Here is a 16,942-nt window from a genome sequence, read left to right on the forward strand (position 1 = left end):
TCATGAGTTTAAATATGTATTTGGGAGAAGTACAAAACCAAACTCAAAGTATGAATGCTGTATGTACTGCTACCATTCAAGGTATGGAACACTCGGGGGATCTTTTGAAGCTGGAAAAAGTGGATTCAAATTCCATGCACCATTTGGCCCTGGTGTAGGTTTATGGGGATTTGGTTTAGAAGTTAGTGTTAAGGAATAAAGGAGATAAGTAGTATGAATAAAAAAGTGAAACAATTTAAATATTTTATGATTATATTAGCTTGTATTGCAATTTTTGGTACAATTTTACCTAATGCATTGGATCCAAATGAAACATTAGCAGGTAATATCTCAGTTGCAGTTTTTGGTACAATGGGTACTTGTTTATTATTTTCCATTACTTATTTTATTATAAAAAAGGCTATTTTAAAAAGGGGAAACTAAGATGGGACAAAATTTAGAGTTGGAATTACTTCCAATAGGTTCTGTTGTAATCTTTAAAGATTGGGAACATCCATTAATGATTTATGGAAGAAAACAGATGGATTCTGAAACAAAAAAATATGGGATTATGTATGTTGTTATTTTCCTCATGGTAATATTTCTTCGGAGTATAATTTCTTTTTGAATCATGAAGATATTTCTAGTGTTTTACATCTTGGTTTTATTAATGAAACCGAATTAGAGTTTCAAAAATTATTTAAAAAAGAAGGTCAAGAAAAAAGGTGATTCTTTTAAGCTTTTGGTATTTTTGAAATGATTAATGAATGAATTTTTAATATATATATTTAAAGGAAGGGGCATCTCTATGAAATTGTTTCGTTCATTTCTCATTTTCATTCTTGTTATATTGTTAAGCGCATGTAATACAGTAACACAAGTCACAAAGGTTCAAAAAAATGGAGAAACGACTTTAACAATTGGTTCTTTGCAGGGGTATTATGATGTACAAACCCTTAAAGTTGAAAAAGGAAATGTAGAAATTCCTTATGAAGCAGCTGTTGAAGAAGGTACGATTTTTTTGCAAGTTACAAAGGATGATAAGGTCATTTATGAGGAAGAAGTTACTTCTCAAAAAGAAGGTTTACTTTCTTTTAAAGTATCAAAATCAGGATCATATGATTTAATTGTACGTGTGAAGGGTGAAGAAGAGAAAGCAAAAGGAATTCAAATACATACAAAGCTATAAAAAATGGCAATCGGATTGTACCCGTTTGCTAATTCTATTTCTAGTTGGTTTTGGTAATACATGCTTATTAATTTTTAAGAAGTAAACGTAAAGTAGCTCCAAAATATACAATAAAAATTGATTTTGGAGTTACTTTCACTTTTGGTGATTCGATTCTTAATAAAACATTTAATAAATTTCATAATAATTTAATTCTAATCATTAAAAATCCTACTCTTTCTTACTTTAATAGTTTCTAAAATATAAATAAGAATACCTAAACCAAATATCTTTTCAGAATTAGAAATCTTATTACCTAATTTAATAATAGGTACATTCAATCCGAATTTTTCACTCCATTCTAAAGGCATATATCCTTTTTTACAGTTTATTAATATACGATCATCTATTGTACGAAAAGATGTTTCAAAAAAATCAAATTCAACTTCTATCTCAGAAAGTTTTATCTCTTTTTCATTTATTAAAGAACCACGTACCATTCCAAATCCTTGTATAATATTTTCTTTAAACATACCTACACAATTATAATTTGAATCATAAATAGCCCAATCATAATTTTCAATTTCACTATGAAAGTATGCAAGAATTTCTCCATCATTTGCTTCTAATCCAAAAACTTCTTTATTTTTTAAAATAGGTAATGTTGAAGAAATCATTTTTGTTCCTGCTACATATCTTCCATCAGGAGTATATAAACCTAAATGTTTATTATTTCCAGGTAATTCTAACAAAACATAAGTATCAATATCCCAAAATGTTAAATCATTTTTAACTATATTTTTTTCTAGTAAATTTCCTTTTCTTAATTGCCAAAATCCAATACTAAAAAATACCAGGGAAGCTATAGTAATTAAGATTACTGGTCCCCAATTAATATTACCCCAAGTATTATACATACCAATTAATCCATAAAGAAAAAGCCCAGTTCCAATTAAACACTTAAACTTCCCCTTTTTTTTATAATACTCAAATAATTCCACACAAACACCCCTATCAGTTGATCTTAATACTCCAATTATTCTTCAAATATAACAAAGAAAAAATGTATAATCTAACGTTTTTTCGAAAATATGATTGAAAAATAGTAATTCTAAATAAATTAAATTTGAAATGTATCAAGAATATTGTCTTTTTCTTCTTTATTGATTCCGATATATTTGAGTGTAATTTGTGGTTGTAAACGCCAAGGAAAATTTACAATTCCCGCTAAGTTTCCTTTTACACATTAGATTACGCATAGCCCACTTGACATGGAGCCTCTACAGGTATGATAAACAGCCTTGAAGCCTTAGTAATAAAAGAACCATGGCTGATTTTACAAGGCTATCATACCTGCTTCTCCAAATAAAGTGGGCGACAAATGTAGATAAAAATGTAAAGTTCATATTAGAGAAAACTGTAAAATTTATTCTGGCGTTTACAATTGCTTCTTCCATTGATAAACCGTTGTAAAAGAAGGAATCATGAATGTAGCCACTGTATCCATTAACGATATACCCGATTGAGCCATAAAATTTAGTACGTCTGATTTAAACTCTACGGTGTAATTTGTATAGCTCTCGTGTAAACCTTCTTCCCCATGGAGTTTGTATAAGCGCAACCAGTATTGAAATTGTGCCTTTGTAATCTGCATCTGTTTTGCATATTCTGTTTGAGAAATTGTTTTTGGATTAAATCCTTGAACGATCGTTACCTTTGAATCCTTCGTAAATTTTGTCATAAAAAAAATGCACCTCCAATTGTTAGACTGTGTCTAACAATTAGGGTGCAGTTCAATCGTAAAATTTCACCGGCTTTTTAGTTTAGAGATGGGTTTTATCCCAGCTTCAACTTAGACAACAAAAGTACTTGAATAACATAGTAGAACAAGATCGTCGCTTTATAAAGAAGCGAATCCGTTCTATGCTAGGGCTCAAATGTTTTGACACAGCTACATCCATTCTTTCTGGGGTAGAAGCCATGCATATAATAAAAAAAAGAACAGCTTGATTTACTGGATCAGTCTGTCCAAAATCAGAAAGAATTCATCCATCAATTGTTTGGGCTTGCACCATAAGACACGATTCCGTTAGGGATATATGCGCTTTATTCTCTTTTATTTTTGCACCAGAACCTTATTTATTATTTATTATTTAATTTGTCTAATATATTAACCTTTGATAATTTGATTGCTGGTATTAGAGAAGCTATAATACCTAAAATAGGACTAATAGATAGGCAAATCAATAAGATTTTTAAAGGGAATATGAACGCTGCAGTTTTTAGTAATACTAGTAATTGATAGACTAAGATACTCCCACAAAATACCCCTATTATTCCTCCAGAAATTGAAACCATAGAACCTTCAAGTAAAGAGAGGCGAATAATTTGATTACGCTTAGAGCCTATAGCTCTCATAGTTGCAAATTCTCTAGCACGTTCCCTTAAACTACTTGCCATTCCATTCATTAGGGCGATAAAAGCCAAGAAAATTATCATGCAAATTGTATAGAGTAGTATCGCGATTCTTTGATAATATTGCTGAAGAAATTTATTTATCTCTTCTTCTTGACTATATAAAATTATCTTTGAAGAAGATTGATTTTGAATAAGTGATTTTATTTTTGCACTTACTGTATTTTTGTTATGAGTGATATTAAAATAAACTTTATCTATTGTATTTACACCTGCAATATTTTTCATTAATGTAGGGGAAGTATATATACGCAAGTCAGATTGATCATTTGTCAAAGGGTTGCGATCGATGATGCCGATAACTTTTAATGAGATAATGTTTTTTTCGAAATCGACATTTTCAAAATTATTTTTTTGATCTTTCGTTGCTAATTGCTCCTCGGGAATTAAACGAATTGTATCGTGAAGTTTGTATCCCAACATTTCAGAAGCAAAAGAAGTTAATATAACTCCTCCTTCATTTAAACTTTCCTCGGTTATAGTACCTTGTTTAATATCAATAGGTAGTGTTTTTTGAAGGGATGAAAAATCTAATCCTTGTATACCGACTAAAAATTGCTTTTGACCATTTATATTATATGTTACAGTATTTTCGGAATTAATATTTTGACCTGAATTTAAAGTGAAAAAAAGTTTAGATTTATATACTGGTATTGCATTAATATGTTTAATACTTTCTATGTTTTGATATAAACTTTCAGATAATCCGGGTTCTTCATAGGATGAATTAGAATGCAGTGTGTAGTTAAGTGGATATTGATGCTCTATATCGGTTTGAGTTATATCTTTAACCACTTTAAGAAAATGTAATCCAACAATACAAGTTACTATACCTAATATTAAAACACGTACTACTTGAATATTTCTTTTGATTTGTTTCAGTACGTTTCTACTAGCTAATAAACTATCGCCTTTAGAAAATTTTTTTAATAATATAGTTATTAGATTCGTAATTATTTTAAACATTGTAGGTAATCCTAGATGTATAGACATTAAAAATAAAACAATGCCTATTATATATATCTTGGATTGTTGCCAATAGTTGTAATTTAAAAGGTAGATGGTGCAGGATACTAGAAACATTAAGATACTAGCAGCTATTGTCAAAGGATTTTGTTTATAGTTAAGGTTAGTTGAACTATGATAAGCTTCAATAGGTGCAAGATTGCTAGCAGACAATGCCGGGAAAATACTTGCAGTCATTGTTAATATTATTGCTGAAAGAATTCCTATTAGAATAGAGTTCCATGGAATAGAAATAAATCCAAGTTGTAAATTCATTAGGTTTCCAATAAGTTTATATGAAAGCATAGATAAGAATATACCTGTTATTAAACCAGTTAATGCTGAAATTATGGCTATAATAAAAGATTCATTCATTACCAAAAGAAAAATCTTTCCTCTTTTAATCCCTAATAATCTTAAAGTAGCTAGTTCTTTTTTTCTTTCTTGAATAGACATTTGTAATGCCCCAATGATAAGTAACATACTACCAAGTAAAATAGCAATGCTTAACCATTGAATAATTGGTTTTAATCCACCTATATTTTCTCTCTCTTTATCTGCTTTAATTTGACTATCTATAGATAAGTTCTTATATTTGTTTTTTAAAGTTTGTATAAATTGTTCTTTATCCTCTAAATCATTTAATTTAATTATTAATGTAGTTGTATGACCATATTGGTTGGTCATATCTGCTAACCATTTATAATTAAATAATACAATTGAATTGAGGTATTGATTTTGCTCCATAATTCCTGATACTGTTACCTCCTTCACACCATTTGGTGGAAAAGGAAACTCAAGTTTAGAACCTATTTTTAAATTTTTAGAATGCGCCATATTATAAGGAATGACGATTTCATTTGAATTAGGTAATTTTCCAGAAGATAATTTTGCAAACATATGTTGTTTTGCTAACTCTTCATCTTTTATGCCCACATACATAGGTTGTTCAGCCATTTCTTTGTATGGATTTTGTTCACCGATGTATGGATATAGAAGCGGAGTGCTACCTTTAACTTCTTTTAAATTATTAATAGTGTTTATATCTTCTTGTGAAAGAAACTGAGTAGAATCTTTATATCCAATTATTAAATCGTAGTCCCCATATTTTTCTTTTATAGTTTTTTCGTTTGACTTTTCAACAGTGTGTATTAAGATGTTAGAAAAAATTAATAATGCTATTCCTATAGTTACACCAACTATAGAAAAAACAGTCCTGCTTTTTTGAGATTTTAAGAATTTTATTGATAGTAGAAAGGATCCTTTCATATAGAAATCTCCTCTATTTTATTTATTATTAAGCTAGTTTTTTCTCTGTAAGATAGATTTGAATTTTTCAGAATCAGTTCATCTTGGATTCTACCATCTTTTAGAAAAATCACTCGATGAGAATACGATGCCACCATAGCATCATGGGTGACAACAACTAAAGAGTGTTGTAAACGCTCACAAAACTCTCGCAATAAATCCAAAATCTCTTTACTTGTTTTTGAATCTAAGCTTCCTGTTGGTTCATCTGCTAATATAATTTTAGGTTGTGTTACTAGAGCCCTTGCAATGGCAACTCGCTGTTGTTGACCGCCAGACATTTTGGAAGGATATGCTGATTTTAAATTTCCTATACCAACTAGATCTAATAGTTCTGATGCTTTTTGTCTGATCTTTTCGATGTTATGTCCAGCTAATTCCGAAGGGAGCGTTACATTCTCCATAGCAGTTAAAACTGGTATTAAGTTAAAAAATTGAAATATGAATCCTATTTGATTACTTCTAATCTCGGTTAATTCATTATCATTTAGGTTATTTATCTTAATATTATTTATAAGTACTTCTCCTAAAGATGGTCGATCTAAGCCTGATAGGATATTTAATAAAGTAGATTTCCCCGAACCACTAGTCCCCATTATTGCTAAAAATTCACCTGTTTTGACCTCTAATGAAACGTTTTTTAATGCGTAAAATGTATTAGCTTCCTCTCCGTATATTTTGGAGATATTCTGTGCTTTTAATATGCTAGTCATTAAAGTCCCCCCTGTATTTTGTGAATTATGATACTACGCCAAGATAATAGACACAGATTTCTACCACGCTCTCGCTAGGTGACCTTCATAAAAAATTTAAAGTGAACTACTCGCCACTTAGCAAAGTTTGAAATGGGAGCTTCTCAGTTCCACGACAAAAGCAAGCTTTTTTCTCCCTGAGCGTTACTTCGGGGCATTCCAACCCTGTTCCTAGATGTCCAACGTTTGAACGTTCTTTTTTACTGTTGATATTTTACGCATGAAACGAATAGCTTGGTTTTTGCATTTTATTTTCTTCCTGTAACCTCGTATACCAAGGTATCAAAGAGCTTCATATAGCTAATTTACCAAAAATTTTTGGCCATACAAAACCGAAATTCATATCCCACCTACCGTTGGGATATCGCCCTACACACGCTTGAGGAAGGGGAATTCTTTCGGGTAAATTCGATAAAGAACCGTTTTAAAATTTTTAGTGCTAAAAATTTGGTAACCTGCAATAGACTTATATAAACATCTAGTATTCCCATAAAAATTCAAGCAGATTTTTTCAATCAAATCTATAATCATTTCAATAAACTCTAACTCTTCACTCGTTAAATCTCTTAATTTAGTAACTCCCGCTTTATTATTTGCGAAATATGTATCGTAAACAAATTTAAATCCATTCTTCTGTAGTTGACTATCTATATTTTTAATTAAAAAATATATTTTTATATGCCAAATTGCTTTTGAGAAAATCATTTAATTTCAATCAATCCTTTCTCATATAAATTCTCTATAAATCTTTCAGTATCATCGGATAATTCCTTTTGAATAATATCATAATTATTAACTAAGTAAGTTTTGATTACTTCTAAGCTGTTTTTTCAACAATTAATTTCCAAATGTCTAATCCAACCTCATCAATTCCATAATAAATACCCTAAGGGATATTTAATAACACTGCCTCACCTTCAAATTCTGAAATTATCGTTCCTGGTTTAACACTAATTCTAGAGAATTCACTAATTGTTCCTTTCATGCTGCTCCCCCTTTATTCCATTAACTTTTACAAAATCATACTAATTATCCCAAAAAATAATCCATAAAATCGGGATGAATAAACTTTTTTTCAGATAAATAAATGTTTTTTAGTAACGCGCGACAAAAATATGTTAAATTACAAGGTTATGGTGCAAAAAATGATAAATTAAATCAAAAGTGAGAAACCCTATTGTACTATTTCTTTATACTGTTAATCCAAATAATTGGTGGATAAAGAGATTCTGATTTTGGACAGACTAATTCCTCATATAAATTTGTCCTTTTTTGACCATATACATCGCTTCTACAACTACTTAAGATAGATACAGACGTTGGGTACGATTTGAATCCCTTCGATCATCTTTTTTTCTTTCTTCAATTGCAATTGGGTAAGCTGGATTTTTATCCACTGTAATCACATACCTTTTTTTAGAGTAATAGTATCAGTACGCCCAAGATTTAAAGATTCATTGCACAAGCTTTAAAATTTTTGCACAAGAACCAAAATTAATATCTTCTTCATATGAACCTCCTCTTTATAACATATAAAGACATTTTATCTTTTCCAAAAATCCCCTCTGATAATCCAAATTAAACTATTCATTACGACCCTTTATTATTAATAGATTGTTATTTTTTAAAAATTCATATATTTTAATTTTTAAAATTAAAACTTTACTTACACTGTAATTTTATAAATAATATGTTAAAATTTACTATAATGTAAACTATATTCACGCATAGGAGAAATAGTTATGAATAATCAAAATTTCGGGAGTACTTTAAAGCAAATTAGAGAATCACGAGGCCTTAGTCAAACATATTTAGGGAGAGATATCGTTTCAAGGACTTCGATTTCAAAAATTGAAAATGGAAAACAAGAACCTACTATTTCAAATGCAAAAAAATTAATTACGAGATTAGATTTAAATACTAACGAATTTTTTTATATTCAAAACGGCTATAAATTAGATTCAAAAATGCAAATACTTTATGACTTTATGAACTTATCTGAAACAACACAAGATGAACCTATATCTAAAATTATTAATGAATGTAAAAATTATCTATCTAATACCTTTGATGTCAAAATAAATAGCATTTTAATAGTTTTAGAGTCCCTTCAAAATTTCGAAAAAGGATATGATTTAAGTACTATTTATGAAAATTTGAAACCAGTGTGGGAGCGATTATCAAAATTAGACGATTGGTTAATTATTGATTTATTTTTAATTAATAATATTCTTTACTTTTTTCCAATTGATACAGCATCTAATATGGCAATTCATGCCTTAAAGACAATCAAAAGTAAATATCCACACTTGCTAAAATTAAAAAATGCTTTCTATCTCAATCTTTCTTTTCTATTTTTGCAAAAAAATTTGAAAGACCAAGCAACAGAATATTTATTTAAAAGCATTGAAATATGTAAAATTACTCACAGGTATGATTTACTTTTATTAGCTAAAATTAGATTGTCAATTTGCAACAAAAACCTTGAAAAGATTGTGGAATTCTGTGAATTGCTAACAGCAATTGAAGCAACAAATTTAGTACAAGGTGTAAAAAGGGAAGTAAAGTATTTTTTAAATGTAGATTTAAGTATTTAGATGATTTTTTATTCTAATTAGTTCTCAATGTAAACTCTATAAAGCGCTGTTGTAACAAAGGGTAAAACCTATTGGAATACTTTGTTGAACCTGATATAATACACTTGGTTCTGGCGTGGAAAAATGGTAAATTAAGCTAAAATAAATAATATACATTATATTATCCATCTATAATGTTAATAAAATAATTGGTGGATAAAGAGATTCTGATTTTGGACAGACTGATTCCTTAGCTTGATGGTGATGTAGCAGAGCCCCATCGCTATCAAGCTAAGCCCATACAACGTCAAGTAGAGTAGAGGTTGTTTCTTTTTCTAAAAGCTAGGTGTAGAGCATTTAAAGATTTGCATGCGAAATAAACCCTATCGAATTAGGCCGCTTGATCATCCATCAGACATGGTACAATTGTAAACGACACCTAATATATCAAAGACGTTTTTTCTCATACCTATAGGATTTTCGCCCGTTTTGCTGTAGGAGGTTGAACAGGCGAATGAGAATCTTTGATAGTTCTTGGGTGTCTTTCTGTGTAGCTTGATAAATAAGAAGAAAATAATCTTTTGAACTGCATCCTCTAAAATGGACAGTTTAATAAAAAGCCCTTTAAAAATCAAGCACTTAAAAGATGGTTTCGGTACTGTACCGGAGCCATCTTTTTTAGTGTCCACGATTCGGGGTACAGTTCAATTATATATTTAAGGCGCTCTTCTATATAAATACCAATAAATATTAATTGTTCTTTATAAAAAATTTATTTTTACTTAGCTATTATCAAACTATATTACAAAAAATAATTGAATTAAACCTCTAACTCAATCTTCCGCTTTACCATCACTTGTGATACGGTTCCCCACGATTAATCCGAAACGCACGATAGATTTGTTCTAAAAGGACAAGTCTCATTAGTTGATGCGGTAATGTCATTTTTGAAAATGATAGAGATTCATTTGAGCGTTTCATTACTTCTGTACTTAAGCCAAGGGATCCACCGATTACAAAGGCGATTTTGCTTTTTCCATATGTAGCGAGGCGATCTAAGCTTTCTGCAAATTGTTCTGATGATTTTTGCTTTCCTTCAATTGCTAGTGCAATGACATGCGTATCATCTGAAATTTTGTCTAGTATACGCACACCTTCCTTTTCTTTTACGATTAACATCTCTGCTTCGCTTAAGTTTTCCGGTGCTTTTTCATCTGGTAATTCAATTACTTCCACTTTTGCATAAGATGATAATCGTTTTAAGTATTCTGCAATACCTTGTTTTAAATATTTTTCTTTTAATTTCCCGATTGAAATAATTGAGATATTCACATGTATTCCCCACCTTACAAACACGTTATCCACAAAACTTATCCACATATCCACAATCATTAGCCACATATTGTGGGAGAATCTGCGTTCGATACAACATATGTCGCTTTGTTTTGACAAAATTCACATGTTTTTTCTTCTTTTTCTGAGTTATCCACACTGTTAATAACAGGTGCGACTTCGCATTCATCCACAATGATATCCAACGCTAACTCTACATGTTCTAAACAACAAGGGAAATTCATATTTCTCACCTCACTTTTCTACAATAGAAAACAGGAGGCAGTCCTCCTGTTTTTAATATTTTTGACTACCCAATTTCACTGTTGTTGTGGAGCGCTTTGTACCACGATAAAAAGTAAGAGTCATTTTATCATCGATTTTCTTATTATATAAAGCTGTCCGAAAAGCAATGATATCTTGTATTGGCTTTCCATCTACCGCGACAATAACGTCATGCTCTCTAAGGCCTGCGGCAGCACCTGGTGATGGACTTTTCACGTCTAAAATACACACACCATTTGTAACGCCACCCGGCAAGTGTAACGTTTCTTCCCAGTAGTAGTTTGGAATTTCATTTAATGACCGAAGTTCAATTCCAATATATGGCCTTCTTACAGTACCATACTTTTCAAGCTCATTCATAATAGGAACGGCCCTTGTCACAGGAATCGCTAAACCAATTCCTTCTACTTCTTTTGCAGCGATTTTCATGGAGTTAATTCCAATCAGTTTCCCCGCTGCATTTATAAGCGCCCCGCCACTATTTCCTGGATTAATAGCCGCATCGGTCTGTAACACTTCCACTTGCCAGTCATAATGTCCATCTTGGTCTAAATCTACAGGAACAATTCGTTCGTTTGCAGATATAATTCCTTGTGTTACTGTCCCTGAAAACTGTAATCCAAGTGGGTTTCCGATCGCAATAACTGCTTCCCCGCGACGTACTGTATTCGAATCACCAATTTCAATTACCTTTTTGACAGGCTTCGCATTTATTTCTATAACAGCTAAATCGGTCACAATGTCGCTTCCTAATATTTTTCCAGGAACTTTTGTCCCATCACTTAAGCTAATTTCAATTCGATTCGCACCAGCAATGACATGATGATTTGTGACAATATAAGCATGACCATTTGTTTTTTTATAAATAACACCTGATCCTGTGCCAGCTTCTGCATCTACTTCAGAAAAATGATCACGCTGAATATTGATTACACCAACGACCGCTTCGGAAGCGCGATCAACAGCATCTACAAAGCCGGAATGTTGCATCATTTGTGATGGTTCATTCACTATGTTTCCTTCACTTGCTTCTGCTTGCTGCATATTTTTAGTCTCGGACTTTGAAAACAAAGGAGCTCCAAATGCAAACAATGAAGCTCCTACAACAGTCCCCGCTATGCTAGAAATAACAAGACCTTTGTGCTTCTTTTCCCTTGTACGTTTCATACGATTTTCTTCATCAATAAAGGACATATTTGTTCACCTATCTTCCTGTAAACAGCTATATTTACCTTTATTGTTTACTAAAATGAAGAATTATACGTATTGAATTTTTGTTGGAGTCTTTGGATCTGTGTCATGTATTTCAAACGCTTCTCCAACTCCAAATCCTTTTTCTTCTAGTACTTGCGAAACAGCCATACGCGCTAGTTCTTTCATATTATTATCTAAGCTTAAATGAGCTAAATAAATATGCTTTGTTTCATCTGTAATAACGTCGGTCATTGCAAGTGCAGCATCTTCATTCGAAACGTGGCCTACATCACTTAAAATACGTCTTTTAATACTCCATGGATAGCGGCCCATACGAAGCATTTCAACATCATGATTACTTTCGAATACAAAAGCATTCGCACCTTTAATAACACCCTTCATACGATCGCTTACATAACCTGTATCTGTGATTAGTGCTAATTTTCTACCACCATGATGAAAAACATAAAACATCGGTTCTGCCGCATCATGGGAAACTCCAAACGATTCAACTTCAATATCTCCGAATGTTTTTACATCACCAATTGAAAAAATGAACTTCTGATCTGTTGCAATGTTTCCAATTAAATGTTCCATCGCATTCCACGTCTTTTCATTTGCATAAACGGGTAAATTATACTTACGTGCTAACACTCCAAGCCCTTTAATATGATCACTGTGCTCATGTGTTACAAGAATACCTGATATATCTTGAATATTTAATTCAGCTTGCTCAAATAAAGCCTCTGTTGCTTTACCACTCAAGCCTGCATCAACAAGCAACTTTTGCTTGTCAGTTCCGACATACAGCGCATTTCCTGTACTGCCACTCGCAAGTACACTAAAATGCAGACTCATTCCCATTCACTCCATTGTATTTTTCTTTTTCTTCGCCTAGCTTAATAACTTGTCCCTCAATGGCATTTACAAAGTGATCTTTTTTTCCTTTTTCCTTTAAATTCCACGTTGGAGTCAATACTTGTTTATTCGATTCAGCTAAAGAAACGAGTGTTGCATAACCAATTTGCGCTTCTTTAATATGCGTATTTGGGGTTAATTCCTGCTTCACAAATAAATTTTCTAAAGCTTTCTGAGCCGAAATAATCTCTTGTTCTTTCGCTTTATCATTCTCACCCATTTCTTTCAAATCCGTTAACATAGTTTGCGTATATGAAACGATTTCATCCTTTTCATTTAAAGTAACGATAATCATCGCATGATCATTGTAAAAAATAGGTTTGTCTTTATATTTTTGAAAGAAATAAATTTTTGAAGCCTCTGATTTTGCAAATTCATACTTTTGACCATCTACCACATAATTTCTTAAAAAATCACCATATTTATCTTTAGCTAGTGTTTTCGTATTTTGTATTGGCTCCTTTAGATCACTTTCAATTTTTTTAGCATCCTCTTGTAATCTAGGTGTTTGATTTTTTAAAGAATGAATATCTTCTTCCTTAAAAACTTTATTTTTCGCTATAATAAATGAATCTTTCTTTGGTTCGTTTGGTAAATCATCAACCGTAATATGATCAGCTTTTAGTTGCTGATCTATTTTTGTTTCCGTCATAAGTTCTAATTCATTATTATTTTGCTTTTGAATGAATTGAAACACGAGAAAGAGGTCTAAAACAAAAAAGGTAACAATAAAAATTGTTTTAATCCTATTCCAGTCCAATCAGACTTCCCCCTTTCTCTTCACTCCACTCATACATCATATGGTCTTCCCCATACTCCACGTACCAAATTGGTTTTAACATACCAGTTATTGTTTTAGTACCCATCGGTCCACTCGGATGATTTCCTAACACAAACTTATAACCAATTCCGATATTTTGAATCAAATTCTTATCGATATCTGGATTATTGGCTAATGACTGAATTACGGTATGACCAGGTGGAAGTATAACTTTGTCTTCTTGACTGCTTCCTGCAAATTTAAATAACGGCCTTTGATAACTAATCAGTCCCTCAGAACCCCAGATTTGTTTTATTGTCGTTAATCGATCTTTATTAAATACAGGTAGATCATTCTCATATAAACGGAATTTTGTTTCACCCTTAGGATCTACATATACAAAACGATAGTTATCTGTTATACCATTATGTCCATTCAGAAATTCAAAACTTTTTTGGACAAGAATATTATCATCTATACTATTATCACGAGTTATAGATGAATTTGTATATTCAAGCTTAATACCATTCTGTTTAATCTGCATGGAACGAATTCCATCCGTATATGTTTCATCTGTATGATTATTCGAAATTAGCGTTGCATAACGTGGATCACTAAACAGCGCATTTTTAAATGCCTCTATTTCCATATTGCTCGTAATATACATCCAATTTCTTTTTTCCGTGGCTCCATCTGGTAAGAATATGCTTTTTGCATTATTGATTCGATACTCAAAATATGGCCTTGCTAATACAACAAATTTATTTTCTGCATTTACAATATCTCGTACATTCACATCTTTTAATGTCATTCTATAAATTTGACGACTATTATACGCAACAAAATTGATATCAATGTTTTGATCTCGGCTTCTGGAAGGATCAATAATAATTCGATCAAAACTTTGCTTTTCTAACTTTTTATCTTTAATCGACAGCACGCTTCTTATGGCTCCAAATGGAATAGTGGTAGGGAAGACAATTTCAATTTTCCCTTCCCCATGTACATAGGATAAAAACTCACTCTTAGGAATTGTACTTGTTATATTTGTCCAATCTTGTAATTCACCATTTTTCAAAATGTTATATATTAAGTTTATATTTTCTTGTTTTTCACTTACGAAATGACGTTTATTATCTTTATGAACGATTACAGAAGATGGAAGAATGACGTTCGAAACATCCGCACTTTCTGGCACTGTAGTTCCTTCAACAAACTTCGTGTTCTGCATCGAATTAGAATCAGGCACATATGTCCATAGATTAAACGTAAGAAACAAACTAATAACTACTAAATTAATTAGCACAATGGTTTTAAAGTTTTCCATATTCATTCCCAATCGTCCTCTTCTTCTTTCGCCAACGGGAGGGTAAAGTAAATTGTCGTTCCTTTTCCTTCTTCACTCTTTGCCCAAATAGATCCACCATGTGCAATAATCATTTCTTTAGCAATTGCTAAACCTAGACCAGTTCCTCCCATTTGTCTTGAACGCGCCTTATCTACGCGATAAAAGCGTTCAAAAATTTTATCGACGTTTTCTTTCGGGATTCCCATACCTTGATCGCTAACGCTAATTTCTAACATATCCCCACGATCGCGTAAACGATATGTTATCGTTCCGCCTTCCGGTGAATATTTCAGGGCATTTGAAATAACATTGTATAAAACTTGGGTAATTTTGTCTGTATCCATATCAACAAATCTTGCTTTTTTCGAAAAAGAACGATTGAAGATTACATTTTGTTCCTTAGACATTTCAAATCGATCAATGACATTATTAAAGAACTCCGTAAAATCTACCCATTCTTTCATTAAACGATATTCTGTACTATCCATTTTAGATAGTTGTAACAATGCGTTTACAAGTCGAATCATTCTTTCAGTCTCTTCTTGTGTGACTGTTAAAAATTGCGGAGCAATATTTGGATCTTTCCACGCTCCATCACTTAACGCTTCAAGATAGCTTCGCATCGTTGTAAGTGGCGTTCGCAACTCATGTGATACATTCGCTACAAACTCACGACGTTCACGATCAATTCGCTCTTGTTCCGTTACATCATACAATACAGCAATTAAGCCATTTGCTTTACCAGTATCTTTTTGAATAACAGAAAAACTAGCTCTTAAAATGTACGGTTCATTACGTGTACTGAAATCTAATAAAACTGAATCAGGTTCTTCATATAAATGATCTAGTGTAAACTCTTCCTGAATCCCTAATATTTCTAAAATCGATTGATCCAATGCTGTTTCACGCGAAACATTCAGCATTTTTTCAGCAGGGTCATTTAATAAAATAATATCCCCTTTTCGATCCGTAGCAATTACACCATCAGTCATATGTGATAAAACCGATGATAGCTTGCGTCTTTCACTTTCTGTTGAAGAACGGGCTTGTTGTAATTTTTTCGATAGGTTGTTAAAAGATAGTGCCAATTGTCCAATTTCATCATGGCTATGTACTTTTACTTTGCGTGAGTAATTTCCCTTCGCCATTTCAATAGCCTGTCTTCTCATATCTGAAATTGGTCTTGTAATCGTTTGAGCCAATAAAATACCTAGAACGGCAGTTACTAGTAATGCAATAACTGTCCCTGTTGCAAAGATTTGATTAATATCTTTCATTTGCTTATATACATCTTCCATAGAAGCAACGATTTTTATAACTCCTGCTACTTCCTCTTCCCCTTGATTCCTTTCAATTGGGGTAAACATAACTTGAACACGATGTCCCGTACTTCCATCCTTCTCAATCTTTGATTCCGGCTTATTTTGTACAATGACTCGTTGAACAGTTATATCGGTAGACGCTCGATTCACCTGGCTTTTCTTAGCTGGCGAATTATCAGAAGTCGCCAATAGTTTCCTATTACGATCAAAGACACTTACTTCCTGAATATCACGCTTTCGGTCATTCGCAAACTTCTCAATCGAGTTATTAACAGCCTGCTGGAAAGATATCTCGTTTTTATCACGTTCTTTATTAAATTCTTTATTAAATTCCTGCTTTAAGTTATAAGACAATAAGTTCGTTTGTTGTGTTAATGAGTCTTTAAAACTTTGCACGAGGCTCTTTTCTAGCTCACGTACAAAATATACACCGATAACCTGCATTGCTATTAATATTAATAGCATATAGATGAGCACAAACTTAAAATGAATAGATTGAAAAAAACCAACTTTCTTCATG

At 31.9% G+C, this 16,942-nt stretch carries 14 protein-coding genes and 7 pseudogenes; 6 read left to right on the plus strand and 15 right to left on the minus strand.

The window, feature by feature from the left end; translation table 11 throughout:
- Positions 1 to 85: 85 nt before the first annotated feature.
- The 4 genes and pseudogenes from MR056_RS22905 to MR056_RS19670 form a co-directional block, all read left to right on the plus strand.
- Positions 86 to 199, plus strand: a pseudogene (locus tag MR056_RS22905) (WXG100 family type VII secretion target); the annotation flags it as partial.
- Positions 200 to 213: 14 nt separating this feature from the next.
- Entirely contained in the window at positions 214 to 423 is a 210-nt protein-coding gene (locus tag MR056_RS19660; RefSeq protein WP_242136644.1) for a hypothetical protein, read from the plus strand.
- A 1-nt stretch (position 424) separates the two neighbouring features.
- Positions 425 to 708 (plus strand): annotated as a pseudogene (locus MR056_RS19665) (DUF4176 domain-containing protein).
- Between the two features lie 79 nt (positions 709 to 787).
- Positions 788 to 1,168: a BA_1872 family lipoprotein gene (locus tag MR056_RS19670; protein WP_242136645.1), complete on the plus strand. Its 381-nt coding sequence runs from the start codon at positions 788 to 790 to the stop codon at positions 1,166 to 1,168.
- 194 nt (positions 1,169 to 1,362) lie between these two features.
- Here the strand turns inward: MR056_RS19670 and MR056_RS19675 are convergent, their stop codons facing one another.
- From MR056_RS19675 to MR056_RS19685, 3 genes and pseudogenes are all read right to left on the minus strand, one after another.
- A complete protein-coding gene (locus MR056_RS19675) occupies positions 1,363 to 2,148 on the minus strand; it encodes an ABC transporter ATP-binding protein (protein WP_242136646.1) in 786 nt (261 codons plus the stop codon).
- Between the two features lie 119 nt (positions 2,149 to 2,267).
- A pseudogene (locus MR056_RS19680) lies at positions 2,268 to 2,342 on the minus strand (tyrosine-type recombinase/integrase); the annotation flags it as partial.
- 249 nt (positions 2,343 to 2,591) lie between these two features.
- Positions 2,592 to 2,888, minus strand: a pseudogene (locus MR056_RS19685) (helix-turn-helix domain-containing protein); the annotation flags it as partial.
- A gap of 104 nt (positions 2,889 to 2,992) precedes the next feature.
- On the opposite strand from MR056_RS19685, the pseudogene MR056_RS19690 reads away from it, so the two are divergent.
- Positions 2,993 to 3,224, plus strand: a pseudogene (locus MR056_RS19690) (DDE-type integrase/transposase/recombinase); the annotation flags it as partial.
- 65 nt (positions 3,225 to 3,289) lie between these two features.
- Here MR056_RS19690 and MR056_RS19695 read toward each other — a convergent pair.
- The 4 genes and pseudogenes from MR056_RS19695 to MR056_RS22745 form a co-directional block, all read right to left on the minus strand.
- Positions 3,290 to 5,896, minus strand: a complete 2,607-nt coding sequence (locus tag MR056_RS19695) for an ABC transporter permease (protein ID WP_242136647.1) — start codon at positions 5,894 to 5,896, stop codon at positions 3,290 to 3,292.
- Positions 5,893 to 6,648 (minus strand): ABC transporter ATP-binding protein, encoded by a 756-nt coding sequence (locus MR056_RS19700; protein WP_242136648.1) that lies wholly within the window; start codon positions 6,646 to 6,648, stop codon positions 5,893 to 5,895. Before MR056_RS19700 ends, MR056_RS19695 begins: the two co-directional genes overlap by 4 nt.
- Positions 6,649 to 7,056: 408 nt before the next feature.
- The gene (locus MR056_RS19705; RefSeq protein ID WP_242136649.1) at positions 7,057 to 7,392 is read right to left on the minus strand and encodes a hypothetical protein; all 336 of its coding nucleotides are present in this window, start codon (positions 7,390 to 7,392) and stop codon (positions 7,057 to 7,059) included.
- Between the two features lie 539 nt (positions 7,393 to 7,931).
- Positions 7,932 to 8,117, minus strand: a pseudogene (locus tag MR056_RS22745) (IS6 family transposase); the annotation flags it as partial.
- 312 nt (positions 8,118 to 8,429) lie between these two features.
- Here MR056_RS22745 and MR056_RS19710 point away from each other — a divergent pair.
- Positions 8,430 to 9,284 carry a helix-turn-helix domain-containing protein gene (locus MR056_RS19710; RefSeq protein ID WP_242136650.1) on the plus strand — a complete coding sequence of 285 codons (855 nt, stop codon included), beginning with the start codon at positions 8,430 to 8,432 and terminating at the stop codon, positions 9,282 to 9,284.
- Positions 9,285 to 9,667: 383 nt separating this feature from the next.
- Here MR056_RS19710 and MR056_RS19715 read toward each other — a convergent pair.
- The 8 genes and pseudogenes from MR056_RS19715 to walK form a co-directional block, all read right to left on the minus strand.
- A pseudogene (locus MR056_RS19715) lies at positions 9,668 to 9,845 on the minus strand (IS4 family transposase); the annotation flags it as partial.
- 270 nt (positions 9,846 to 10,115) lie between these two features.
- The gene (gene rlmH / locus MR056_RS19720; protein ID WP_087095644.1) at positions 10,116 to 10,595 is read right to left on the minus strand and encodes a 23S rRNA (pseudouridine(1915)-N(3))-methyltransferase RlmH; all 480 of its coding nucleotides are present in this window, start codon (positions 10,593 to 10,595) and stop codon (positions 10,116 to 10,118) included.
- A 59-nt stretch (positions 10,596 to 10,654) separates the two neighbouring features.
- Positions 10,655 to 10,840, minus strand: a complete 186-nt coding sequence (locus MR056_RS19725; RefSeq protein WP_012096444.1) for a CxxH/CxxC protein — start codon at positions 10,838 to 10,840, stop codon at positions 10,655 to 10,657.
- A 52-nt stretch (positions 10,841 to 10,892) separates the two neighbouring features.
- Positions 10,893 to 12,074, minus strand: a complete 1,182-nt coding sequence (locus tag MR056_RS19730) for a S1C family serine protease (protein WP_242136651.1) — start codon at positions 12,072 to 12,074, stop codon at positions 10,893 to 10,895.
- 63 nt (positions 12,075 to 12,137) lie between these two features.
- Positions 12,138 to 12,932, minus strand: a complete 795-nt coding sequence (locus MR056_RS19735) for an MBL fold metallo-hydrolase (RefSeq protein WP_012096446.1) — start codon at positions 12,930 to 12,932, stop codon at positions 12,138 to 12,140.
- Positions 12,916 to 13,752 carry a two-component system regulatory protein YycI gene (locus MR056_RS19740; RefSeq protein ID WP_012096447.1) on the minus strand — a complete coding sequence of 279 codons (837 nt, stop codon included), beginning with the start codon at positions 13,750 to 13,752 and terminating at the stop codon, positions 12,916 to 12,918. Before MR056_RS19740 ends, MR056_RS19735 begins: the two co-directional genes overlap by 17 nt.
- The gene (locus tag MR056_RS19745; RefSeq protein ID WP_041810164.1) at positions 13,739 to 15,085 is read right to left on the minus strand and encodes a YycH family regulatory protein; all 1,347 of its coding nucleotides are present in this window, start codon (positions 15,083 to 15,085) and stop codon (positions 13,739 to 13,741) included. Before MR056_RS19745 ends, MR056_RS19740 begins: the two co-directional genes overlap by 14 nt.
- A complete protein-coding gene (gene walK / locus MR056_RS19750) occupies positions 15,082 to 16,941 on the minus strand; it encodes a cell wall metabolism sensor histidine kinase WalK (RefSeq protein ID WP_012096449.1) in 1,860 nt (619 codons plus the stop codon). The genes MR056_RS19745 and walK overlap by 4 nt, the downstream gene beginning before the upstream one ends.
- Between the last annotated feature and the right edge of the window lies 1 nt (position 16,942).

The organism is Bacillus cereus group sp. BfR-BA-01360 (assembly GCF_022663595.1).
GTDB lineage: Bacteria > Bacillota > Bacilli > Bacillales > Bacillaceae_G > Bacillus_A > Bacillus_A cytotoxicus.